The following is a 21,944-nucleotide window of genomic DNA, read 5'->3' on the forward strand; positions in this document are numbered from 1 at the left end:
TCCCTTCCACTCGGGGCGTCCGTACTGCGAACCTCGCGTCCGGGATCGGCAGGGACTAGTGTCCCGAACACGTTCGATCGGGCGATGCCACGGGCGAAGCTCACGCTGACGGTGCCGGAGGAGGTGTGGCTGGGCGAACTCGCTCGCCTGTACCCGGACGCGACGTTCAGAGTGCTCGCGGCGCTGAGCGACGACGTCGACGCCGGGGTCGGGCTCGCGGAGGTCGTCGCCGAGGACACGTCGGCGGTGCTCTCGAAGATGGCGGGCTACGAGGACGTGACCGACATCGACCGCCTGCAGGAAGAGGACGGGAAGGTCCTCATCCGGTTCCGGACGACGATGCCGCTGTTGCTCTTCCCGGCCCGCGACTCGGGGATCCCGCTGGAGATGCCCTTCGAAATCAGCGACGGCGAGGCCGTCTGGGAGGTGACGGCTCCGCAGGACCGGCTGTCGGCACTGGGCGAGCAACTGGATCAGTTCGACATCGGCTACACGGTCGATTACATCCACCAGCACGTCACCGAGGAACCGCTGTTGACCGACCGCCAGCGCCGACTCGTCGTCGAGGCCGTCGAGGCCGGCTACTACGACACGCCGCGCGAGAGCTCGCTGACCGAACTGGCGGAGGAAGTCGACATCGCGAAATCGACCGCCAGCGAGACGCTCCACCGCGCCGAGGAACAGATCGTCAAGGAGTACGTCACGCAACTCGAATCTGAGTAGCGGCTACGTTCCGCCTGCTCCGGAGGAGCGGCTACGATCCGTCTGCTTCCGGACGCGGCACAGTCACGTCGGCCAGTTCCGACTCGATCTCGTCGCGTCGCGTTTCGAACTCGCCGGGGAGGACGAGTCGCTCGCCCAGCGACTCGAGCGGTTCGTCGCTGGTGTAACCCGGATCGCTGGTCGCTAACTCGAAGAGGACGCCGCCGAACGCCCGGAAGTACACCGACCGGAACCAGTGGCGGTCGATCTGTCTGGTCGGGTTCAGCCCGGCCTCCCGGACGGCCGACCGCATCGCCAGCTGGTCGTCGTCGGTCGGCGTCTGGAAGGCGACGTGATGGACCGTCCCGTGGCCCTGCCGCCCGCGGTCGGTCGTCCGGACGAGGTCGACGTACGTCCCGACGGGACCCGTCGCCGCGAACCGCCTGCTATCTGAGTCGCTCGCTGTGGACATGACCGATCCCAGTTCGTCGAACCCCATCGTCCGGAGGAGTCCGGCCGTCGGGTCGGGGTCGGACAGCGCCAGCGTCACCGAGTGAAAGCCCCGGATCGCCGCGTCTTCGGGAACGAAGCCCGTCCACGGCACGGTCGGGTCGTCGTCGGGGATCGGCACGGCGACCAGTTCGAGCGCCAGCCCGTCCGGATCGCGGAACGGCAGGACGGTCTCGCTGCGGCCGTCGCCACTCGCGTCGGCCCTCTCGCCCGCGTCGACGGATCGCTCGAACCGATCGCCGTGTTCGACGCCGCGGTCCTCGAAGCGTCGCTCCCAGTACTCGAGGCTTCCTTCCGGGACGCGAAACGCCGTCCGGGAGGCCTGTCCGGCACCGGCCTGACCGGCCGGGAGGTCCTTCCACGGGAAAAACGTCATGCTCGTGCCGGGCGTGCCCTCGGCGTCGGCGAAAAAGAAATGATACGTTCCGGGATCGTCCTGGTTGACCGAGCGCTTGACCAGCCGGAGGCCGAGCGTCTCGACCCAGAAGTCGAGGTTCCGCTGGGGATCGCTCGCGATGCAGGTGACGTGGTGGATGCCGGGCGTCGGATCTGTCATTGCATCCAGTAGGATACGGGGGGACTTGAATTCGTGCTGATACTGCCGGCTATCCGTTCGTCGAGATAGTCGCCACACTGGGGTGGCGAATTCCAGTGAAATGGGATAGCCGGCAGTATGCCGTGCGTGTCACCGGGCCGTCAATAGCGGGACCGTGGCTACTGGGGAGCAACGGCCGCGCCGTCGTCACTGGAGCGGTAGATCGCCTCGACGAGTCGCTGGACCGTCAGCGCCTGCTCGACGGTGTTGCGATCGGGGTCCTCGCCGGCCGTGACGGCCTCGAAAAACGCCTGTTGTTCCGCCGCGTGGCCGTCGTACTCGGCGGTCTCGACGGTCGTCGTGCGGTGCTGATCGACGCCGTGATCGACCGACTCGTACAGCGTCAGGTCTCCGTTCATGTCCAGATACGCACCGCCGTCGGTCCCGCGGAGTCGGAACGCCGTCTCGTCGGTTCGGTTGGCGGCCCACGCGACGTCGAGCGAGATCGTCGCGTCGTCGGCGGTTCGGAGCTGTGCCGTGACCGAGTCCTCGACGCTGACGGTCCCGTCGTCGCCGCCCCAGCCCTCGACGTCGACGTAGTCCTCGCGCTGTCCGAACGTCGACCGGGCGACACCGCTGACCTCCTCGACGTCCGGGAACGCGAGCAGCGAGAGCACGAGATCCAGCGCGTGCACGCCGATGTCGATCAGCGCACCGCCGCCGGCGACGTCGGCGTCGGTGAACCACGTCCCCTGCCCGGGGACGCCCCGGCGACGGACGTAGGTCGCGTCGACGTGCTGGATCGTCCCGAAGAAGCCGTCCTCGCGGGAGGCCGCGAGCGCCTCGGCGCGCGGATCGAACCGGTTGTGGAATCCGACCATACAGACCGCGTTGGACTCCGCTGCCGCCGCCGCGATCCGCTCGGCGCTCTCGAGGGTGTGTGCCAGGGGTTTCTCGACGAGCACCGAACAGCCGGCCTGCAACGCGCCGACGGCGTATGCCTCGTGGTAGGCGTTAGGCGTCGTGACGATCACCGCATCGACCGCGTCGTAGAAGCTGGTTCGGTCGGTGTAGGTCTCGGCCCCGTACTCGGTCTCGAAGCGCGTTCGCGCGGACGGATCGACGTCCAGTCCGGCGACCAGTCGCGCGTCGTTTTCGGCCACGAGGTCGGCGTGATAGGAGCCGATCCCGCCGAGGCCGACGATCCCGACGCGCGGAGGAGTGCTGGTAGTTGCCATGTCCGATGCGGACGGGCGAGAACCCTCAAAGTGTCGATGCCGTCGCAGCCGGAGGCAACGGTCCCGCGGTCACTCGTCGCCGTCGCTGACGGCGACCTGCGCGGTGCGGATGACTTTCCCGCCCATCTCGTAGCCCGGTCGGTGGACGTCCGCGATCGTTCCCTCCGGCTGGTCGCTGTCCATGCGGACGAGTACCTCGTGGCGTTCGGGGTCGACCTCGTCGCCGCGTTCGGGCTCGATCGACTCGACGTTCTCGTCTTCGAGGACGCGGTCGAACTGCTTGAGCGTCGTCTCGATCCCGTCGCGGATGTCGGCGTCTTCGTCCTGTTCGAGCGCGCGCTTGAGGTTGTCCCGGACGTCGAGCAGGCGCGTGACCAGGTCCTCGGTCGCGCGGGCCTTCTCCTCCTCGCGTCGCTTCTGCATCCGCTTTTTGTAGTTCTCGAAGTCGGCCTGCTTGCGCTTGAGCCGGGACCGAAGCGACTCGACCTCCTCCTCGTAGTCGTCGCGCTCGGCCTCGAGCGCTTCGACCTCGAACCGGAGCGAGGCGATCTCGTCGGCGATCGCTTCCGGATCGCTCGACTCGACGTGTTCGACCAGCTCCTCGGCCACGTCGAGGTCGTCTTCGACCTCCGATTCAGTCCCCTCCAGCCCTACGTCGTCGTCCGACCCGCCGTCTTCGGAGTCGTCAATTTCCTCGGGCGTTTCGTCGTCGCTCACTCCGTCATCGGCCCCGGAGTCGGCCGCTTCGCTCCCGTCGCCTGCCGGGGCCGTTTCGCCGTTCGGGTCGCTCTCCGTCGCAACGCTGTCGTCGCCTTCCGACCGCTCGTCGTCGCGCTCGGCCACGTCTCCGTCGGACATCCCTTCCTGGTCAGTCATGTACGGACAAAGCCGATACGGCGGTAAAAGCATTGATACTGCGGTTGATACCGGTCGTGTGTCGAACATCGTACCGAACGGGTATCCAGCAGAATCGCAGCGACTCGCCGGGGACAGCCCGATCCCGATTCCGCATCAATTATTACGGCGGCGAGTAAATACTGAGGCGGTGACAACGAATGCCATTCTACGGCGGTAGCGAACTCAGTGAGGTGTACGACAGGGCGCTGGAAGAGGACTTCGGGCTAGTCGCCAGCAACGTCGCCGAGCCGGACGTGATGATGGGGCTGATGGAGGGTGCCGCCTCCGTCGATTCGGACCTGCTCATCCAGTTGAGCGCCGGCGCGTGTCGGTTCGCCGGCAACGGCGACGCCGAGGCCGGACTGCGCGCGATGGGCAACTACATCGAGACCATCGCCGAGCAGTACGACATCGGCGTGTTCCTCAACATGGACCACCAGACGGACATGGAGTTCATCGAGATGCAGGTCGAGAGCGACATCCCCTCCTCGATCATGATCGACGCCTCCCACGAGGACTTCGAGGAGAACATCCGCCAGTCCAAGAAGGTCGTCGACATGATCGAAGAGAAAGACGCCGACATCCTCGTCGAGGCCGAGCTCGGCCAGATCAAGGGCGTCGAAGACGAGATCGAGGCCGAGGAGGCCTTCTACACGGACCCCGACGACGCCGTCGAGTTCGTCGAGCGCACCGGCGCGGACCTGCTCGCGATCTCGGTCGGCACCCAGCACGGCGTCGCCAAGGGCAAGGATCTGGAACTGCGCCCGGACCTGGCCAGCGAGATCAGCGAGACGCTGGCCGATCACGGCCTGGAGATCCCGCTCGTGCTCCACGGCACCTCCGGGCTCCAGCCGGCCCAGGTCGAGGACATGATGGGTCGCGGCATCTGCAAGATGAACAAAGACACTCGCTACCAGTACGAGTACACGCGGACGCTGTTCGATCACTACCTCGACCACAAGGACGAGATCGTCCCGCCGGAAGGCGTCGAGGACCAACGCGACAGCTTCTACAACGACGTCGACTGGTCGCCTAACAAGGACCACTTCGACCCGCGCGTCGGCGGTCGACTCGTCCGCGAGCGCATCGAAGAGGTCCACGCCGACCTCGCGGAACTGTCGGGCTCGGCCGGCAACTCGATGTTCCCCAATTGAAGAAATCGAAGCGGGACACCGTTTTTGGGGACACCGGCGATATGCCGGCACTTCGCATTTTGAGTATGTGTGCGTTAGATTTATTTCAGATGCAGCAGAACAACGACATTGATGGAACGCTCACGTCGGGCTTTCATGCGACTAGGCGGGGCTACAGCTGCAACGACTGTAGCTGGACTCGCGGGCTGTTCGTCGCTGACAAATCCGTCGGGTGGTAATGGCAATGGTAATAGTGACAGTAGTGAGGTGTTAGGCTACCTTCCACAAGGAATCGCGTATGCCGGCCGTGGGGACGTCACGCGTACGCTCAACGATTCTGCAGTGACACAGTTCACGAACGATATCCTGGATCAGTTCGCCGAAAATGAGTACTATTCAGGGCCAACGAACAAACAAGAGCTCCTGACTTCCGTCTCCAACAACGCTGGCATTGAGCTCAGTGGCGCGAGTACGGCGGCCGGCTTCGGTAAATACGCGGGCTCGGAGACCGCGACGCGCGGACCCTACTACGGACTCTACTTTGAGGCAGACTGGTCGCCTGACGAAGTTGTAAATGCGCTGGAATCTGGCGGCCTCCAGTTCACCGAGGGGGAGTACAGCGGGCAGACACTTTATGAAGCAGGCAGGGAGTATCAGCCGCTCTGGCTAGGGGTGGCTGGTGACGATGCCTACGTGCTGGCCACCGAAATAGCCACAAAAGACACGCTTGACGTGTCTGCGGGCAATATGGATAGCGTCGGGGGAGAGATGAGCAATGCATTTAGCGCTATCCGTGACGCGCCGTTCAAATTTGTCGCGGAGATGCCAACGAATCAACTCCCCGAGTCGGGGATCGAAGTCGGTGGCTCCTCAATCGACCCAAAGCGCTTCGCCACAGTCACCCACGTGACGGGCATTGCGTACCACGAAGACGACACCGCGGGTATTACGCTTACCTTTTTGACTGGGGGTTCAGGCGATGCTGAAGACGTTGCGAACGCTCTCCGAGGCGTGATCGCCGCAGCCGCAGAGAGGACTCAGAACGAGACGGTCGCGAACGCAATGAATGACACGTCGATAAATACTGATAAATCGACTGTCGTCGTGGAGGCGTCTGGTTCGGTTGATCGCGCAACGCGAGTTATAACAGCCATCTTCGGTCTGCTCTTCGGGCTGTGATCCGCCGCGACGAATCCAAATACCGCCGACCTCTAAATGAACATTCCCACCTTTCTGCGGAAGGAACTGACGTGGAGCAGACACCGGCTGCTTACCATTGCCATCCTGTTCCTGGTGGTGCCCGGTGTATTCGCTGCAGGGACTGTCTTCTTCGAGCACACGCTCCCCGAGAACGCCCCTGTTGCAGTCGTCCCGGCTTCGGATAACGTCTCTCAGAACAGCCTTGACATTGCTCGCGCTGGCGTGACGTTCACCTCCGACCCGCGCATCGTTAACTCATTCGAGACGGCGTCGCGCCAGTTACAGCGGGAGCAGGTGTATGCCATCATTGAAGTGCCACCGAACATCGGCGCACCAAATGCCACGGCGACAATTGACGTGTACATTGATGGTCGGATCACCATCTTCCGCTTACCCTCCCGGGCAATCGTCTCCGGGCTCTCAACGTCGCTTGATCAGGTGGTTGCGGGCGAAGTCGATACTGATCGGCACGTCATCGGACAGAAAGCATCCCTCTCTGAGTATATGCTGCCGACGTTTCTGATGCTAGTAGTGATGCTCGCAGCGTTCGTCTACCTGCCAACGCTTCTCGCACGCGAAGCACACGTCCTAGATCGACTCCGCACGAAGTCTTCAATCCAGTCAGTCGTCGCGGCGAAGCTGCTCTTTGTATCCGTATTGATAGTGGTGAGTATTGGGGTTATGTATCTGGTCGGAGTGTTACTCGGGTACTCACTGGAGCCACTTTCTCTGATCGCTGTTGGGGTATATCTTCTCACGTTCCTCACACTCGCGTCTCTCGCGAGCGCTGTCTCGTTCGTGACACGCTTCTCGACGGCAGGCCGTGTGAGTAGCGTCGCTATCTTTCTCGCGCTCATCCCACTGTCGAATCTCGCCTATCCCGCCGGCTTCTTCTCGCCGCTGAGCAAGACCATCGCTCGGTTAAATCCGTTACACTACTCGATGATCATCGCGCGGACAGCGTTGCTAAAGGAATCTCGTGTGGCGGTGTTCGCCGACTGGCTTGGGGTCCTCCTTGCCATCACACTCGCGTGTATTGGTATCCTCACACTATCCATCCGGTACTACGAATGGGAAAGCTAATGGAGCCGATCACACTCACGAACGTCCGGAAAGAGTATGGGCCAACGAGCGCGCTTGCTGACGTCTCGCTCAGGTTCGAACCGGGAACTGTTCATGTGCTTGTTGGGCCAAACGGATCAGGAAAGACGACGCTGTTCCGCGTACTACTGGGGTTAACACGGCCAGATGAAGGGCAAATTTCGGTACCCGACGTCACGATCGGGTGTGGGTTTCAAACTCCACGGGTGTATCCCGGACTGACAACCGGCGAGAACCTCTCGCTTTTCGCTGAGCTTGTAGACGCACGTGAGGAGTGGGTCGAAACCCTCATTACGGACTTCGGGCTGGCTCGTGTCCGCCACCGGGAGGCACACGCACTCTCGGCGGGCTTCGCCAAGCGCCTAGACATCGCGATCGCATTGGTTGGCGAGCCTGACGTGGTGTTACTTGACGAGCCCGTTGCTGATATCGACAGGGAGTACCGAACACGTATTCGAGGCCTGTTGGGCGAGTATGTCTCCGACGAACGCGTGGTGATTCTCGCGACGCATCGACTGGCTGAGTTCGAGCCCCTTATAGATATATTGACAATTCTGAAAGGGGGGAAAGTAATCGCGTCCGACTCCATAGAGCGTCTCTCTACCGATCTGCCCGCCCACTACGCAGCGCTGATCTCGGAGTGACGATGCGCAGGACGTTCACTTCTGACGTCGATCCCTACTCGTGTTTAGTAAAAGCGCTACGCACGGTGGCACGGTCATCCGTCTTTAGCTAAGAGAAGAACCGCAGTACAGCAGTAGCTTATCGAGGCTTCTTTTCGAGAGGAATGAGGAGGTGTCGGTTGTGCACACCAAAACCTCCTCATCGAGAGTTATGCGTCGGCTCACTACACTGTTTCCCTCCGAGTTCCTCAAAGAGCACGCCGAGGAACTCGGCGTGGTCGAACGAGAGGGAAAACTCCAGGTTCCAGTCCTCGTGTGGGCGCTCGTGTTCGGCTTCGCCGCAGGCGAGAGCCGAACACTCGCTGGGTTCAGACGCAGCTACAACTCCACAGCTGACGAAACGATCTCGCCCGGTGGCTTCTATCACCGGTTGACACCGACGCTGGCGGAGTACCTCCGCGACCTCGTTGAGCGCGGTCTCGACGAGGTCGCTGTTCCCGACGCTGTTGACGCTGATATCGACCGATTCAGGGACGTGATGATTGCTGATGGAACGGTGTTGCGGCTCCACGAGTTCCTCTCTGATGAGTTCCAAGCCCGTCACGAGGAGCAGGCTGGAGCGACGCTCCACCTGCTCCATAACGCCACCGACAAGACAATTGAACGGATCGACGTAACAGACGAGAAAACGCACGACAGCACGTTGTTCAATACAGGTTCGTGGCTGCAAGGACGGCTCGTTTTGCTCGATCTAGCGTACTTCAAGTACCGCCGCTTCGCGTTAATCGACGAGAACGACGGCTACTTCGTGAGTCGGCTGAAGAAGAGCGCGAACCCGGTGATAACAGAGGAATTACGGGAATGGCGCGGGCGCGCCATTCCCTTGGAGGGCAAGCAGATCCACGATGTGGTCGATGACCTCTCGCGGAAGTACATCGACGTAGAGGTCGAGGCGGAGTTCAAGCGAGGACCGTACGAAGGGACGCGCTCGCTGGATACGAAGCGGTTCCGCGTCGTCGGCGTCCGCGACGAGGACGCCGACGACTACCATCTCTACATCACGAATCTGCCGAGAGAGGAGTTTCTCCCGGCAGATCTAGCAACGCTGTATCGGTGTCGCTGGGAAGTAGAAACGTTGTTCCGTGAGCTGAAGACACAGTACGAACTGGATGAATTCGACACAAGCGACCCGGATGTCGTGGAGATTCTGCTGTATGCGGCGTTGCTGTCACTGCTGGTGAGTCGTGAGCTGTTGGATCTGGTCACCGAGCAGGCTGACGATGAGATCGTGTTTCCGCCGGAACGCTGGGCGGCGACCTTCCGGTCGCACGCCCAGCTCATCCTCCACGAACTCGGTGAGTACCTTGGCTACTCGCCACCGCCGCTGTTGGAGCGGCTGATCGAAGACGCACAGAAGATCCACCAGCAACGACCGATCTTACAAGAGACGCTCGCTACCGCCACGCAACCGAGGTGTGAGTCTTAGCTAAAGACGAATGGTGGCACGGTAAAGTACCTCGGGTCAAGTGGTTCGAGAATCCCCGATTCTCGTCATCTGCTCACGGCGCTTGCGCCGTTCGAAGGTTCGTGAGACTTCGTCCCGCTCCTATCACGGGAATCTTCGGTTTCCGAACGGCCCCGAGGCACTCGGTCTATGTTTTCTGTAACGACCTAGAAGAACTCCCGCAACTGGACTTTTTCGGACGGAAACAGCTTCGAGAGCGTCCCACCAGTCGCTTGGTCACAGTCCAGGCCGCGCCCGCACACGTCTGACACATCTCGATACCCGACGAGCAACTGTGCCAGCGTCCCCACGTCGACAATCGCGTCCGGCTGGGTCTGCGTCGGCTCGCACGTCCCAGTGGTGTCCTCGACACCGAGTTCGAGCCGGTGATCGTCCCCGACCGGATCAGTGACCTCGAAGCTAACGCGCGCGTCGACGCCGTCGGGATAGGGAAGCGACTTCAGCGCGAGCGCCGGATCCGTGACCCGAATCATCGGCCCGGCGTGAATCGAACACGAAACGGCATCGGGATCCACGACCCTGTCGAGCAACGCGGCTTCCTCGGCGAGCGTGAGTTCGACGCGATCGACTTGCGAGTCGTGGGTGCCGAGCAGGCCGAGCAGGTGATCCCGCGCGTCTCGATCAGCCGCCGAGAAGTCCTCGGTGCGGAGCACGTCGTCTTCGCCCGCCGTTTCGAAAGTGTAGGTGACGTACCCGCGAGGCTCTCCGCCGTCGAGCCATGCGTAGGCCCAGGGCGACTCGTCGCCGAAGGTGCGGTCGCGCCACCACTGTTCGCTCCGGCGGATCGACAGCGTCGTTCCCTCGCCGTGGGCGCGCTGGACGGCTTCGAGTCGCTCCCAGTCGTCGGGGCCGACGCGCTCGTAGGTGCCGCGCTCGGTCGTGGCTGCGGCCGCGAGTTGCTTGGGTGGCAGTTCGTAGGTGGTGTAGCGGTTTGCGACCGCCCAGCCGAACTGCCGGTAGAAAGCGTGTTCGAATGGCCACAGCGCCGCCAGTCCGAGCTCGCGATCGCGCGCTTCCGCGAGTAGCCCGTCGAGCAGTCGCTCGACGTTGCCCGACCGGCGGTGTTCCGGCGGCGAGGAGACGGCGGCGATCCCGCCGATCGTCGTCCAGGACCCGCGGAGCCGCGCGTCGAGTTCGTACAGCGCGCCCGTCGCGATGAGTCGGTCACCCTCGTAGAGGCCATACCGATCCGCGATCCGCTCGGGAACGGTCAGTTCCGACTGGGGCCCGTCTTCCGGATGGAAGGCGTACTGGACGAGCCGGCGATACCGCTCGATATCGGAGTCGGGAACGCGTCGAACGCTCGGCATGCGACTGCGATGGAGTGGCTCCTACAAGACGCTTCCCAACGGCCGGAGGAAGAACGCGATCGCCCCGCCGATCGTCGGGACGGCACTCGCGGCCCACACCGGCCGACTCCAGCGCATGACCTTCTTGCCGTCCAGGGGCCCGAACGGGAGCATGTTGAACCCGGCCAGCAGGACGTTGATGATCATGCCGAGATAGCCGATCGTTCTCAGCAGATCGAACCCGGCGGCCTCACCGCCGATCCAGACTCCGGCGAAGACGGCAACCAGCGCGACGTTGACGGCCGGGCCGGCCAGCGCGATCAGACCCTGCTCGCGGGCCGTGATCCGCCCGCGGTGATAGACCGCGCCAGGCGCGGCGAACAGAAAGCCCGCGAGACCCGCCATCACAGCCAGAAAGAGCATGCTGTAGTCGGCGCGGAACTCCGCGAGCTGGCCGTAATGGACCGCGACGACCTTGTGGGCAAGTTCGTGCAGGAGAAAGCCGATCCCGGCGGTGAGCATGCTGAGGACGAACCCGACACCCAGAATCGAGAGCGCGCCCGTAGACGGGACCCCGCCGAACAGCGACCGGACAACGCCGTTGAAGTAAAAGGCCGTGAACGCTACGCCGAGCGCGACCCAGGCGACGGCGAGATCGCGGCGTTCGCGCCGACTGAAACGGATATCCATCACGAGATCACGTCCAGCACGATGCGCGCACCGTTTTCGACGCCGTCCAGCATCAGGTCGACGATCCCAGCGATTCCACCGACGTCCGCGGACATGTACGGGAGTACGACGAACACGAAGCCGTAGCTTGCGATCATGCTGCCGACGTTGGTCATCGCGACGATCGCGATCAACCGGAAGAGCGGGACATCGGTCAGCCGGCTGTAGAGTTCGCCGAGCGGGGCCTCCTCGTCGCTGACGATCTCGTTGAGCGTGGAGATGTCGGCGATGTTGACGTCGATGTAGCGCAACTCGACGTAGCCGGCGAACCAGCCCGGCGCGAGCAGGGGATTGACGCTGGTCAGCCAGGCGATACCGCCCCCGACCAGCGCAGAGGGCCAGTGAGCCCCTGCAAGTTTCGCCAGACTCAGCGCGGCGATCCCGTTGACCAGGAACCACGCGACGAGCAGTCGGATCACCCACCCCTCTCTCGCGCCGCCGAGGACGAGAAGTCCGAAGAAGACGGCGAACCCGACCGTGAACAGGTAGCCGAAGAGCTTGTACAGCGAGAACCGCTTCTGCTTGAGCGTCCCTGTGATCGACTCCATCGACGGGAGCCGTTCGGGGTTGTCGAGATACGACTGGATGCCAGCGCGGTGGCCCGCGCCGACGACGGCGACGACGTCGTAGCCCGCCTCGCGCAGGGCGACCAGCCGGTGGGCGATGAAGGCGTCGCGCTCGTCAATCAGCGCCTCCGCGCCGCCGGGCGAGAACTGGCGGAACTCCTCCATCATCGCTGAGACGACGTCCGTGTCGGTCAGTTCCTCGATATCGAACTCCTCGTACTCGGTGTCGGTATCGAGCGCGTACGCCAGCAGCGCGGCGATCGGGAGCCCGACCAGCAGCGCGACCGCTGCCGCGAGCAACGCGCCGTCGAGCAACACCAGCAGCGACCCGCCGACCAGCGGGACAGCGTCGGCGAGGCCGGGCGTCAACAGGAGCGGGCCGGCGATGAGTTCCGCCCCGAGCGCGAGGAAGACCCCGAGGAACGCGCCGACTCCGAGCCCCGCCTCCAGCGTTCCGAACATTCCGGCCAGCAGGCCGCCGAACATCGTCGCCTTCTCCCGGGTCGAGAGACGCCGCCAGAAACGCTGGATCGTCGTCTGGATGTCCCGATCGACCAGCGCGACGCCGAGACCGTGTTCCTCGGCGGTCTCGACGGCGGCCATCATGTCCGCGCCGGGTTTGATGTCGAACCGTTCGCCCAGCCGCGTCTGGACGTACGACAGCATCCAGTAGGCCAGAAACTGAAAGACCGTGTTGCCGTGCAGGAGATCGCTCGCGTCGAGGTCCTCGGGCGTCTCGCCTTTCATCTGGCGGTAGCGACCCTCGTCGAGTTCGACGGCCACGACGTCCGGCCGGCGCTCGGCGATCGTCCCCTCGACCTCCTCGACGCTCTTCGAGGAGACGTGGGCCGTCCCGACGAGTTCGACGCTCCCCTCGCCTTCGGACGGTTCAAGTCGCTGAACGGTGGTCTCACCGCCCGGTGACGGCGGCCGCTCCGACGCCACCCCCTCGGGATCGCCCCCCGAGTTACCGTGATCACTCATCGGCCCCTAGTAGCAGGCCTGACTCTCTTACGGTTGTCGGAGTGGATGAACCGATCGTCCGCGAGACGATACGCCACAGCGACTGACGAGACGACAGCCTGTGAAAAGACGCTTACCTGTGCGCCCGATCACTCCCGCGCGACGGCGATGTTCTGCATCCTGCTCCCGCAGGTCGGGCACACGAAGTAGCTCTCCGTCGTCGAGATTCGCTTTCCGCACTCGAGACATTCGTAGCGCGATTCAGTCGGTGTGTAGGGATCTCTCCCGAGCATGGTTGTGAACACCACTCACACAGTAATAACGGTTTTGTGGAAACGCTTGCCCAGTATATGAGGAAATATTAGGAGTATATAGCTATTCGAGGCGCGCGGACAGGACGAACGTTTCACGGCGGTCGTCAGCCCGGTCGACATCGAATCCGGCAGATTCGAGGGCGCTCGCGGCCTCGGCGGCGTCGAATCGCTCACTCAGTGGCGGGCCGCGCTCGCCTGCCCCTGCGCCACCCCAGTCGGCGATCCCGACGCGTGCGCCGGGTCGGCAGACGCGTGCCAGTTCCGCCAGCGACTCCTCGCTCGCGAACTCGTGGTAGGTCATCGTCGAGTACGCGCCGTCGAGCGCGTCGTCCTCGAAGGGCAAATCGCCGACTTCGGCAGTCACCGGCTCGACGTTTTCCGGCAGCCCCTTCTGGCGGTAATGGCTGTGCATCTCTTCCTGCACGTCGACTGCATACACGTGTCCGACATACGGTGCGATCTCGTCCGTATAAAAGCCCGTACCGCTCCCGAGATCGGCGACCGTCGACTCCCCGTCCGGATCGAACAGGGCGAGCAACTCGTCGATCGAGACGTACTTGAACCGCTCTTGGTCTTCCAGTCCGGCCGCCTGACTGCTGTCGAACGTGTGAAATCCCATGTCAGGTATACGGAGACGAACGCGTTTATACTGGCGGGAGGCGGACAATTTCGAGACTGTCGGCCGATGTCGTCCCTGAAGTAACCATATTTATTTACTCTATTTTGCTTTAGAAACGCTTATGGATTGATGCGGCAAATATTGCTTCAATGAGTCCGAACGACCGCGACGGACAGGCGAAGTGGGCGACCGCCACACGACGGAAGGTCATCGGTTCCATCGGAGCACTCGGCGTCGCCGGCGTCGCCGGCTGCACGAGCAGCGGGACTGAGGACGAAGCCCCGAGCAGCGGGACCGACGACGAGAGTCCGGGCGGGGGGACTGAAAGCACAAACACGGTCGAAGACGCGACGAGCCGGACAGTGACGGTGCCATCGACCGTCGAGGACGTGGTCGCCGTCGGGCCCGGGATGCTCAACCTCGTCGCGATGCTCGACGCTGTCGAGATGGTCGCCGGCGTCGAAAAGCCCGAACACACCTGGGCACGAAACATTCCGTACAACATCGCAAACCCCGAGTTACGCGAACGGCAAGTCATCGGTCCGCACAAGGGCGGCGACGCGGAACTCATCGCCGAGGCCGACCCGGACGTGGTCGTCGCGACGTATTTCACGGCCGGGACGGCCAATCAGCTTCAGGGGAAAATCGACTGCCCGGTCGTCGTCATCAAGGCCGACAGTCGGCCGTTGCACCGTCTCGACGGGGCTTACGAGGACCTTCGTTTCCTGGCGGACATGCTCGGACGGAGCGACCGGGCTGAAGCGGTCGTTGAGTTCTTCGAGTCTCGGCGCGAGGACCTCCGACAGCGCAGCGAGGGCGTCTCCCAGGCACGGCGTCCGGTGGCGTACTACGCCGGACGGAGCTCCGAGGGCGGTGCGGGTGCGACCTCCACCCAGCACCCGTTCGCGCCTTTCGCGTTCGTGGGGGCGGACAACGCCGCCGACGCCATCGAGGGTCACAAGACGGTCAGCGAAGAGGAACTGCTCCGGTGGGATCCCGACGTGGTCTTCGTCGCCGGTTCGAACCGTGATCGGGTCCTCGAGGCGTTCGATTCCGGCAAATACGCGACGCTCAGTGCCGTGGAGTCCGGCGACCTGTACGGGCTCTTGCCGACCCGATTCTACGGGAACCTCTACGGAAATACGCTCGCTGATGCCTATTACGTCGGTTCCGTGCTCTACCCGGACGCCTTCAGCGACGTCGATCCGATCGAGCAGGCAAACGAGATCCACCGGACGCTGTTCGGGACCGCTGTCTACGACCAGTTGGCCGAACAGTTCGGTGGCTTCGAGCAGCTGACGGTGTGAGATGGCCGGGTCCGACGAATCGGCCCAGGCGTCCGAGGGGACGACCCGGCAGGCCGAGGGGGCGGCTCAGCGGTATCTCTCCCGGGTTGACAGGCGACGACAGTTCCTCGTGGGGTCGGGCATCGCGCTGGCGATCGCCTCGCTGGCCGCGGTCGCACTCGGGCCGACGACGATCGCGCCCGGAGACGTGGTCCGGATCGTCCTCGCCGGACCGAACGTTGAGACGGTCGACGCGACGATCGTCTGGAACATCCGACTGCCGCGGGTCGTCGGGGCGATCGTCATCGGTGTGGGCCTGTCGCTCGCGGGCACAGTCATGCAGAGCGTCCTCAACAATCCCCTCGGATCGCCGTACACGCTGGGGCTATCCCACGCCGCGATGTTCGGCGCGGCGGTCGCAATCGTCGGCCTCGACGGAGGCACGATGGCGGCCGAATCGCTCGGACTCGGCGCATTCGACCCGTACGTGGTGACTGCCAGTGCCTTTCTCGCGTCGATGGCGTCGGCCGGCATCATCCTGGCGCTGGCGAAGTACCGCGGCGCGTCGCCGGAGACGATGATCCTGACCGGGATCGCGATCGGCTCGCTGTGTACCGCGGCCACGACTGCGATCCAGTATTTCGCCTCGCAGAGCGATCTGGCCTCGATCGTGTTCTGGTCGTTCGGCGACGTCGGTCGGATGACCTGGCGCACTGTGGGGATCCTGACGGTCGTCGTCGTCCTCGGTCTGGGCTACACGCTCCGGCACAGCTGGACGTACAACGCGCTGGACGCGGGCGACGAAACCGCCCGGAGCGTCGGCGTGAACGTCGACGCGGCCCGCAACCGCGGGATGGTCCTCGCGTCGCTGATCACGGCCCTTGCGGTAGCGTTCGTCGGCATCGTCGGGTTCGTCGGGCTGGTGGTCCCGCACCTCGTCCGGAAAGTGATCGGCAACGACAAAGCCTTCCTGTTGCCGGCGTCGGCGTCCGTCGGGGCGCTGTTGCTCGTCGTCTCCGATACCGCCGCCCGGACGGCACTGGCACCGACGGTGTTGCCGGTCGGGATCGTCACCTCGTTCGTCGGTGCACCGTTTTTCATCTACCTCGTCGTCCGCGGCAAGGAGTACTGGAGCCAATGACCGGGAGGAACCACAGATGACGATCACGGTCCGAGACGCGACGCTCGCGTACGACACGACACCGGTCCTCGAGGACGTGAGCCTCCGGGTCGAGGACGGCCAGCTCCTGGGATTGCTCGGTCCCAACGGCGTGGGCAAGACCTCGCTGTTGCGGGCGATCGACGGCCTGCTCGAACCCGAGCGCGGACAGATAACCCTCGACGGCGTCGAGGTCGACGATCTGTCCCGAAAGGAAATAGCCAGACAGATCGGCTATCTCCCGCAGGTCGAGCGCGCCGAGACCCATTCGACCGTCTTCGAGACGGTGTTGCTCGGGCGGACGCCGCACTTCGGCTGGCGGCCCGACGAGACCGACAGGCAGGCCGTCCAGCGAGCGCTGGAGCGTCTCGGGATCGCGGATCTCGCAACGCGACCGATGGCGACGCTCAGCGGGGGCCAGCGCCGCACGGCCCTGCTCGCACGGGCGCTGGTTGGCGGGCCCGAGGCGCTGTTGCTCGACGAACCGACCAGCGGGCTCGATCTCAAACACCAGCACGAGGTCATGGGTCGGCTCCGCTCGGCCGTACACGAGTCCGATCGGGCCGGCGTCGTCGCGATCCACGACCTCGATCTCGCGACCCGGTTCTGTGACCGCTACGCGCTGCTGTCGGACGGCGGCGTGTTCGCGGCCGGCGGCAAGGACGTCCTGACCGCCGAGGCCATCGAGACGGTCTACGACATCCCCGTGGAGGTCGTCACGCGGAACGGACACCGCGAGATCGTTCCGACTGAACCCGACGGCGGCTGGTAGCGGCCCCGGGCGTACCGATCGCGGTGGTCGGTCACCGCCCGAGCAACTGCGCGACGACGCGATCGGGCAGCGCCGAGCGGTTCGACGGGGTCACTTCGATTATCTCGGGAGACTGCTCGTCGGGAAACGCGTCGGCGACGAACCCGGTCAGCCCCGTCCGGACGGAAACCAATACGCCGCGGAAGCGATCGGGGCGGAGGTCATCGAGCAGCGGGGCGAACCCGCCGCCGCGCTGTTCGAGACGACCGATCTCGTCCGCGACGAGCACGTCACCGTCCTGCCGAGCGAGATTGAGCCCGCGCTTGATCGCGGCCGGGTCGATCGTGTAGCGCCCCACCTCGATACCGTCGGCGTCGTCGGCCTGCGTCGCGAAAGGGATCCGTTCGTCCGTCCCGGCGGCGACAAGTTCGAGTCGTTCGGGCCCGCCGGCGGTGTAGAACCCGACGGGCGTCACGCCACGCTGGCGGAGCCGCGAGACTGTCGCCTCGACGACGGTCGTCTTTCCGGCGTTGCGGTCGCCAGTCAGGAGCACGTGCATCGGTGTGCAGGTGTCGGCGTTGACCTATCGATAGCGTTCGGTCGTGGTGGGTCTTCCGATCGCCCGGCGTCGCCCGGCCGAGCGTCGAGACGTTCAAATGCATGCCCGACCTCGGGACACGTATGGCCACTGTCGTACCCCCCTCCCGGCGCGAGTGTGAACGGTGTGGACGCGTCGACGTCTGGGACGACGAACGAATGAACTGGACGATCCTCGAAAAAGATAGCGAAAAACTCGCCGGCGACCCACAGTGCATCCACGAGTGGGATATCAACGGATCGTACAACCCGTTCGAATCCGACGAGTGAGCAACACCGACGAGCTTCGCTCGGGTGAGCAGTCCCGATCACCCGTCAAACTGGTGGCTATACCATTTTGATCTGGCACGCCGACGTGCCGGCTTTCTTTGCGAACTTATAGCCTATCAAACGCGGAGTGTCGATTCGAAGCAGGTCAACCGCCTCGGGGTCAAGCCCCGTGGCATCCGCCTCGTACCGCCTGTGAAAACGTCCCGTCTCTTCACCCGCAGCCCTGCAGACGACTTCGTTCTCGTCGTCGCGGTCGTCTAGTCTTTCATCTGCTGGAGTTTGTCCAGCAGTTCGTCCTGGTCCGCTTCGGCTTCGAAGTCGACGCGCCCGTCGTGGTCGTTGTTGTGGACGTTGACGGCTTCGTCGTCGTCGTAATCGGCGTCGCTTTGCTGGTTCTCCTGCTCGGATTCGTCGTAACTACCGAAGCCCATTGTATCTGCTACTAGCGGCGGCGCGGGGAAAAGTCATCGGACTTCGAGACACGCGTGCCTGAAAGTCACTATCAGACGCGCAGTCGATAGCCTCAATGCGGGTGCCCGTTTCGGCCCCTGTATGAATCAGACTCTCGTCGACCTTCTGGAGCGCAACCTCGTTCACGCCGAGACGTTCGAGGGACGTTTCGACGACGTGCAGGACGGCCAGCGGCCCGACGCTGTCACCGTCTGCTGTTCGGATTCGCGGGTGCTACAGGACGGGATGTGGGACAACGACCGGCCGGGGCAGCTCTTTACGTGTGCCAACATCGGCAATCGCGTCGTTCAGCGGACGGCCGAGGGCGAGGTCGTCTCCGGCGACGTGCTCTATCCGATCGCTCACACCGGGACCGAACTCGCGATCGTCGTCGGTCACACGGGCTGTGGCGCGGTCACGGCGACGTACGATCAGTTGACCGAGGGGCTCTCGGAACCGCCCGGTATCGAACACTCGATCGGGTTGCTGGCCCCCCAACTTCAGGACGGAGTCGAGGCACTCCCGGACGGCATCGACCGCGAGACGGCGATCAACCGGCTCGTCGAGTACAACGTCGACCGACAGGTCGAACTGCTCGTCGAGAGCGACGACGTTCCGGACTCGGTCACCGCGGTCGGCGTCGTCTACGACTTTCAGGATGTCTACAGTGGGCGGCGCGGTGAAGTACACGTCGTCAACGTCGACGGGACGCGAGCGGTCGATGCCCTCCGACGGGCGTATCCCGAACTCGCGGACAGAGTCAACCGCCTCTGGGAATACGACCGGTAGCTACAGGAACCTGAACGTCTCAAGGTTCTTCGGCGCGAACGTCCGCAGGTTGTACTCGTGATACAGCGCCGAGGACAGGTCCTGCACGGACGATTCGTCGCCGTGGACACAGAGGACCTTCTCCGGACGGGGATTCATCGTCTTCACGAAGTTCTCCAGACCCTGACGGTCGGCGTGGCCGGAGAAGCCGTCGACAGTCTCGACGTCCATTCGCATTTTCATCGTGTTCGACCGGCCGGTACCGTTGCCGACGGGGATCTCGTCCCAGCCGTTCTGGATCCGCCGGCCGAGCGTCCCCTGGGCCTGATACCCGACGAACACGAGTTTCGAGTCCGCATCCGAGCCGAGGTGTTCGAGCCAGGACATGATCGGACCGCCGGTGACCATCCCCGACGTCGAGAGGATGATCGCCGGATCGCCATCGGCGACCTCCCGGCGCTCGTCTTCGCCGCCGTCGATGTGGTTGAACTGCTCGGCGAGGAACGGGTTCTCGTCCTCGTGGAAGATCCGATCCCGCAGATCGTCGCGCAGGTACTCCGGATAGGTCGTGTGGATGGCCGTCGCCTCCCAGATCATCCCGTCCAGGTGAACCGGCATCTCCGGGATATCGCCCTCCCGCATCGCCTCTTCGAGGACGAGCATGATCTCCTGGGAGCGGCCGACCGCGAACGCGGGAATCAGGATCTTCCCGTCCTTCTCGTAGGTGTCGTTGATGACCTCCTTGAGTTTGCGCTCGGAGTCTTCCTGGTCGGTCTGGTAGTCGTTGCGGCCGCCGTAGGTCGATTCGAGGACGAGCGTCTCGACGCGCGGGAACTCGTTGACCGCGCCGTTGAACAGCCGAGTGTCCTCGTAGTGGATGTCGCCGGAGAAGGCGATGTTGTACAGGCCGTCGCCGATGTGGAAGTGCGCGATCGACGAGCCGAGGATGTGCCCGGCGTTGTGCAGCGTGAGCTTGATGTCCGGGGAGATGTCGGTCACGTCGCCGTACTCGATCGGGATGGTGTGCTTGATCGCCTCCCGGACCATCTCCGAGTCGTACGGCGGGGTGCGTCCCTCCTTGGCGGCGACGTCGAGGTAATCCAGCGTGAGCAGCCCCATCAGATCGCGGGTCGGCTCCGTCGTGTAGATCGGGCCGTCGTAACCGTACTTGAACAGCAGCGGAATGAGCGCCGAGTGATCGAGGTGGGCGTGAGTCAGTACGACGGCGTCAAGCGAACTCGCGCCGGCACCGAGCGCTTCCGGCACTTGGAGGTAGGGCACTTCCCCTTCGGCGCCCGGCTTGTCGCCACAGTCGACCAGCACGCGCGTCTCGGGCGTCGAGACGATGAACGCCGCTCGGCCGACTTCCCGGCAGCAGCCGAGCGTCGTGATCCGGACCCACTGGTCGTCGGACATCTCCTCGCGGTGGATCTGGCGACCGATCCGCTCCAGGATGTCGCGGCGTTCGTCGCGCTCCTGCTTGAGGAAGTTCCGGACGTTCGCCACCGTCGAGGACTCGATCGGCGGGGTCCGAACGACCTCGGGCGTCCATCCGACCTCCTGTGTAATCTCGCGCATCGTCGCGCCGTGGCGACCGATCACGAGGCCCGGTTTCTCGGCCTCGATGACGACCTCGCCGGTGTCGGCGTGGAAGTCGAGGTCCGTGACACCTGCCTGCTCGGGGATAACCGACTCGATCTGCTCGCGTGCGTCCTCGGGTCGAGTGAGCACATCCGGGTCGGGACGGACGGTGATCCGCTTGCGCAGTTTCGAGGCGAGCCGCCGGACGAGGTCGCCGTCCTGGGCGAACTGCTTGGGATCGCGCGTGTAAACGACCAGTTCCGGCCCCTCGAACGTGACGTCCGAAATCGAGATGCCGGCCGGTACCTCGTTGCGAATCGTTTCCTCAATCTCCTCGAGTTTCTGGTCTACCCTGCTCATGGCTGGACAAGACGACGCGACACGTACGCACCGCGGCTGGTCGCCGCAGTCCTCGTGTCGTGATAACTGCTGGATAAGACTGTCATATCTGGCGAGTTGACTGCATGTCGGTGTACCACTCCGGACGCTCGCGACGCGATGGCCCGGAAAACCGATCTATACCTGTTCGTATTTCCCTCCGATTATAAAAGCCTTCGCAAAGAACTGCCGTCGATGAGACTGACACGCGAGGCCGTCCGCGCCGAATACGAGTGGGTCCGTGATCGGGGCTCGGACGTCGTGCCGATCGTCAACACGGTCCGGTCGGATCTCGGTGAAGCGTTCGGGACGACGGTCGATCCGATCGGGATCGGACAGTACGACGACGCCGTCGACGCGGTCTTCGCCGACGGCGACCGGGCCGTCAACGTCGCCGCGCTCGTGGGCCTGCTGCGAGACCTCGACGTACCGGGCGATTACCCGGGATTCGTCGTCGACGAGTTGCTCGCGCGCGAACTGGCGGCGATGATCGCCGGCGAGCAACCCCTGCGCCTGCTCGCCGAGGCGACGTTTCACTACGCGGACGTGTACACCCACGGCGACGCCGACGACCCCGCCGGCCTCGACGACCTCGACGCGGCCCTTGCTGCCGGCGTTCAGACGCGCCTGCCCGGCTGGGAGTGGCAAGCGACGGACAGTCCGTTCGGTATCGACGACTAGCAATCGGCTCTCCCCGCGACTCGCTCGGCTGTCGCTTTGCCGAGAGGTGTCTGACTGAGAGTTATGCCCGATGGAACGG

23 protein-coding genes are annotated in these 21,944 nt (G+C 63.9%); 12 read left to right on the forward strand and 11 right to left on the reverse strand.

Annotation, left to right across the window (positions count from 1 at the left end):
- Positions 1-84 precede the first annotated feature (84 nt).
- Positions 85-723, forward strand: coding sequence for a helix-turn-helix domain-containing protein (locus tag HSR122_RS10900; RefSeq protein ID WP_229109838.1), 639 nt, complete (start codon positions 85-87; stop codon positions 721-723).
- 31 nt (positions 724-754) lie between these two features.
- Here the strand turns inward: HSR122_RS10900 and HSR122_RS10905 are convergent, their stop codons facing one another.
- The 3 genes from HSR122_RS10905 to HSR122_RS10915 all read right to left on the reverse strand — a co-directional run bounded on the left by HSR122_RS10905 (position 755) and on the right by HSR122_RS10915 (position 3,861).
- Positions 755-1,768, reverse strand: coding sequence for a VOC family protein (locus tag HSR122_RS10905; RefSeq protein ID WP_229109839.1), 1,014 nt, complete (start codon positions 1,766-1,768; stop codon positions 755-757).
- 158 nt (positions 1,769-1,926) lie between these two features.
- The gene (locus HSR122_RS10910) at positions 1,927-2,985 is read right to left on the reverse strand and encodes a Gfo/Idh/MocA family protein (RefSeq protein WP_229109840.1); all 1,059 of its coding nucleotides are present in this window, start codon (positions 2,983-2,985) and stop codon (positions 1,927-1,929) included.
- Positions 2,986-3,054: 69 nt separating this feature from the next.
- On the reverse strand, positions 3,055-3,861 hold the full coding sequence (locus tag HSR122_RS10915; protein WP_229109841.1) for a nucleotide exchange factor GrpE: 807 nt from the start codon (positions 3,859-3,861) through the stop codon (positions 3,055-3,057).
- A 179-nt stretch (positions 3,862-4,040) separates the two neighbouring features.
- Here HSR122_RS10915 and fba point away from each other — a divergent pair, with 179 nt between their 5' ends.
- The 5 genes from fba (at position 4,041) to HSR122_RS10940 (ending at position 9,425) form a co-directional block, all read left to right on the forward strand.
- A complete protein-coding gene (gene fba, locus HSR122_RS10920) occupies positions 4,041-5,036 on the forward strand; it encodes a class II fructose-bisphosphate aldolase (protein ID WP_229109842.1) in 996 nt (331 codons plus the stop codon).
- A 321-nt stretch (positions 5,037-5,357) separates the two neighbouring features.
- Positions 5,358-6,194, forward strand: a complete 837-nt coding sequence (locus HSR122_RS10925; protein ID WP_229109843.1) for a hypothetical protein — start codon at positions 5,358-5,360, stop codon at positions 6,192-6,194.
- Between the two features lie 36 nt (positions 6,195-6,230).
- Positions 6,231-7,298 (forward strand): ABC transporter permease, encoded by a 1,068-nt coding sequence (locus HSR122_RS10930; protein ID WP_229109844.1) that lies wholly within the window; start codon positions 6,231-6,233, stop codon positions 7,296-7,298.
- Positions 7,298-7,960 (forward strand): ABC transporter ATP-binding protein, encoded by a 663-nt coding sequence (locus tag HSR122_RS10935; RefSeq protein ID WP_229109845.1) that lies wholly within the window; start codon positions 7,298-7,300, stop codon positions 7,958-7,960. The genes HSR122_RS10930 and HSR122_RS10935 overlap by 1 nt, the downstream gene beginning before the upstream one ends.
- A 190-nt stretch (positions 7,961-8,150) precedes the next feature.
- A complete protein-coding gene (locus HSR122_RS10940; RefSeq protein WP_229109846.1) occupies positions 8,151-9,425 on the forward strand; it encodes an IS4 family transposase in 1,275 nt (424 codons plus the stop codon).
- A gap of 185 nt (positions 9,426-9,610) precedes the next feature.
- On the opposite strand, the gene HSR122_RS10945 is transcribed toward HSR122_RS10940, so the two are convergent.
- The 5 genes from HSR122_RS10945 to HSR122_RS10965 all read right to left on the reverse strand — a co-directional run bounded on the left by HSR122_RS10945 (position 9,611) and on the right by HSR122_RS10965 (position 13,944).
- Entirely contained in the window at positions 9,611-10,774 is a 1,164-nt protein-coding gene (locus tag HSR122_RS10945; RefSeq protein ID WP_229109847.1) for a GNAT family N-acetyltransferase, read from the reverse strand.
- Positions 10,775-10,795: 21 nt separating this feature from the next.
- Positions 10,796-11,443 (reverse strand): zinc metalloprotease, encoded by a 648-nt coding sequence (locus HSR122_RS10950; RefSeq protein ID WP_229109848.1) that lies wholly within the window; start codon positions 11,441-11,443, stop codon positions 10,796-10,798.
- Positions 11,443-13,032, reverse strand: coding sequence for a TraB/GumN family protein (locus HSR122_RS10955; RefSeq protein WP_229109849.1), 1,590 nt, complete (start codon positions 13,030-13,032; stop codon positions 11,443-11,445). Before HSR122_RS10955 ends, HSR122_RS10950 begins: the two co-directional genes overlap by 1 nt.
- A gap of 128 nt (positions 13,033-13,160) precedes the next feature.
- Positions 13,161-13,304: a rubrerythrin-like domain-containing protein gene (locus HSR122_RS10960; protein WP_229109850.1), complete on the reverse strand. Its 144-nt coding sequence runs from the start codon at positions 13,302-13,304 to the stop codon at positions 13,161-13,163.
- Between the two features lie 82 nt (positions 13,305-13,386).
- Positions 13,387-13,944, reverse strand: coding sequence for a class I SAM-dependent methyltransferase (locus HSR122_RS10965; protein WP_229109851.1), 558 nt, complete (start codon positions 13,942-13,944; stop codon positions 13,387-13,389).
- Between the two features lie 149 nt (positions 13,945-14,093).
- Here HSR122_RS10965 and HSR122_RS10970 point away from each other — a divergent pair, with 149 nt between their 5' ends.
- The 3 genes from HSR122_RS10970 to HSR122_RS10980 are packed head-to-tail and all read left to right on the forward strand — an operon-like array spanning position 14,094 to position 17,161.
- Complete coding sequence (locus HSR122_RS10970; protein WP_229109852.1) at positions 14,094-15,251, forward strand: ABC transporter substrate-binding protein; 1,158 nt, start codon at positions 14,094-14,096, stop codon at positions 15,249-15,251.
- Position 15,252: 1 nt separating this feature from the next.
- Positions 15,253-16,371, forward strand: a complete 1,119-nt coding sequence (locus HSR122_RS10975) for a FecCD family ABC transporter permease (RefSeq protein ID WP_229109853.1) — start codon at positions 15,253-15,255, stop codon at positions 16,369-16,371.
- 16 nt (positions 16,372-16,387) lie between these two features.
- Positions 16,388-17,161, forward strand: coding sequence for an ABC transporter ATP-binding protein (locus HSR122_RS10980; RefSeq protein WP_229109854.1), 774 nt, complete (start codon positions 16,388-16,390; stop codon positions 17,159-17,161).
- 31 nt (positions 17,162-17,192) lie between these two features.
- Here the strand turns inward: HSR122_RS10980 and HSR122_RS10985 are convergent, their stop codons facing one another.
- Positions 17,193-17,699, reverse strand: a complete 507-nt coding sequence (locus HSR122_RS10985) for a nucleoside-triphosphatase (RefSeq protein WP_229109855.1) — start codon at positions 17,697-17,699, stop codon at positions 17,193-17,195.
- A gap of 122 nt (positions 17,700-17,821) precedes the next feature.
- Here HSR122_RS10985 and HSR122_RS10990 point away from each other — a divergent pair, with 122 nt between their 5' ends.
- Positions 17,822-18,007: an HEWD family protein gene (locus HSR122_RS10990; protein WP_229109856.1), complete on the forward strand. Its 186-nt coding sequence runs from the start codon at positions 17,822-17,824 to the stop codon at positions 18,005-18,007.
- 257 nt (positions 18,008-18,264) lie between these two features.
- On the opposite strand, the gene HSR122_RS10995 is transcribed toward HSR122_RS10990, so the two are convergent.
- A complete protein-coding gene (locus HSR122_RS10995; RefSeq protein ID WP_229109857.1) occupies positions 18,265-18,438 on the reverse strand; it encodes a DUF5786 family protein in 174 nt (57 codons plus the stop codon).
- A gap of 121 nt (positions 18,439-18,559) precedes the next feature.
- On the opposite strand from HSR122_RS10995, the gene HSR122_RS11000 reads away from it, so the two are divergent.
- Complete coding sequence (locus HSR122_RS11000) at positions 18,560-19,246, forward strand: carbonic anhydrase (protein WP_229109858.1); 687 nt, start codon at positions 18,560-18,562, stop codon at positions 19,244-19,246.
- On the opposite strand, the gene HSR122_RS11005 is transcribed toward HSR122_RS11000, so the two are convergent.
- Positions 19,247-21,166, reverse strand: coding sequence for a beta-CASP ribonuclease aCPSF1 (locus HSR122_RS11005; protein ID WP_229109859.1), 1,920 nt, complete (start codon positions 21,164-21,166; stop codon positions 19,247-19,249).
- Positions 21,167-21,379: 213 nt separating this feature from the next.
- Here HSR122_RS11005 and HSR122_RS11010 point away from each other — a divergent pair, with 213 nt between their 5' ends.
- On the forward strand, positions 21,380-21,865 hold the full coding sequence (locus tag HSR122_RS11010) for a hypothetical protein (protein ID WP_229109860.1): 486 nt from the start codon (positions 21,380-21,382) through the stop codon (positions 21,863-21,865).
- Positions 21,866-21,944: the final 79 nt, after the last annotated feature.

The organism is Halapricum desulfuricans (assembly GCF_017094525.1).
Classification (GTDB): Archaea; Halobacteriota; Halobacteria; order Halobacteriales; family Haloarculaceae; genus Halapricum; species Halapricum desulfuricans.

Coding starts and splice junctions, on each gene's coding strand:
- HSR122_RS10900 (WP_229109838.1), top strand. CDS start 85: ATGCCACGGGCGAAGCTCACGCTGACGGTGCCGGAGGAGGTGTGGCTG.
- HSR122_RS10905 (WP_229109839.1), bottom strand. CDS start 1,768: ATGACAGATCCGACGCCCGGCATCCACCACGTCACCTGCATCGCGAGC.
- HSR122_RS10910 (WP_229109840.1), bottom strand. CDS start 2,985: ATGGCAACTACCAGCACTCCTCCGCGCGTCGGGATCGTCGGCCTCGGC.
- HSR122_RS10915 (WP_229109841.1), bottom strand. CDS start 3,861: ATGACTGACCAGGAAGGGATGTCCGACGGAGACGTGGCCGAGCGCGAC.
- fba (WP_229109842.1), top strand. CDS start 4,041: ATGCCATTCTACGGCGGTAGCGAACTCAGTGAGGTGTACGACAGGGCG.
- HSR122_RS10930 (WP_229109844.1), top strand. CDS start 6,231: ATGAACATTCCCACCTTTCTGCGGAAGGAACTGACGTGGAGCAGACAC.
- HSR122_RS10935 (WP_229109845.1), top strand. CDS start 7,298: ATGGAGCCGATCACACTCACGAACGTCCGGAAAGAGTATGGGCCAACG.
- HSR122_RS10940 (WP_229109846.1), top strand. CDS start 8,151: ATGCGTCGGCTCACTACACTGTTTCCCTCCGAGTTCCTCAAAGAGCAC.
- HSR122_RS10945 (WP_229109847.1), bottom strand. CDS start 10,774: ATGCCGAGCGTTCGACGCGTTCCCGACTCCGATATCGAGCGGTATCGC.
- HSR122_RS10950 (WP_229109848.1), bottom strand. CDS start 11,443: ATGGATATCCGTTTCAGTCGGCGCGAACGCCGCGATCTCGCCGTCGCC.
- HSR122_RS10955 (WP_229109849.1), bottom strand. CDS start 13,032: ATGAGTGATCACGGTAACTCGGGGGGCGATCCCGAGGGGGTGGCGTCG.
- HSR122_RS10960 (WP_229109850.1), bottom strand. CDS start 13,304: ATGCTCGGGAGAGATCCCTACACACCGACTGAATCGCGCTACGAATGT.
- HSR122_RS10965 (WP_229109851.1), bottom strand. CDS start 13,944: ATGGGATTTCACACGTTCGACAGCAGTCAGGCGGCCGGACTGGAAGAC.
- HSR122_RS10970 (WP_229109852.1), top strand. CDS start 14,094: ATGAGTCCGAACGACCGCGACGGACAGGCGAAGTGGGCGACCGCCACA.
- HSR122_RS10975 (WP_229109853.1), top strand. CDS start 15,253: ATGGCCGGGTCCGACGAATCGGCCCAGGCGTCCGAGGGGACGACCCGG.
- HSR122_RS10980 (WP_229109854.1), top strand. CDS start 16,388: ATGACGATCACGGTCCGAGACGCGACGCTCGCGTACGACACGACACCG.
- HSR122_RS10985 (WP_229109855.1), bottom strand. CDS start 17,699: ATGCACGTGCTCCTGACTGGCGACCGCAACGCCGGAAAGACGACCGTC.
- HSR122_RS10990 (WP_229109856.1), top strand. CDS start 17,822: ATGGCCACTGTCGTACCCCCCTCCCGGCGCGAGTGTGAACGGTGTGGA.
- HSR122_RS10995 (WP_229109857.1), bottom strand. CDS start 18,438: ATGGGCTTCGGTAGTTACGACGAATCCGAGCAGGAGAACCAGCAAAGC.
- HSR122_RS11000 (WP_229109858.1), top strand. CDS start 18,560: ATGAATCAGACTCTCGTCGACCTTCTGGAGCGCAACCTCGTTCACGCC.
- HSR122_RS11005 (WP_229109859.1), bottom strand. CDS start 21,166: ATGAGCAGGGTAGACCAGAAACTCGAGGAGATTGAGGAAACGATTCGC.
- HSR122_RS11010 (WP_229109860.1), top strand. CDS start 21,380: ATGAGACTGACACGCGAGGCCGTCCGCGCCGAATACGAGTGGGTCCGT.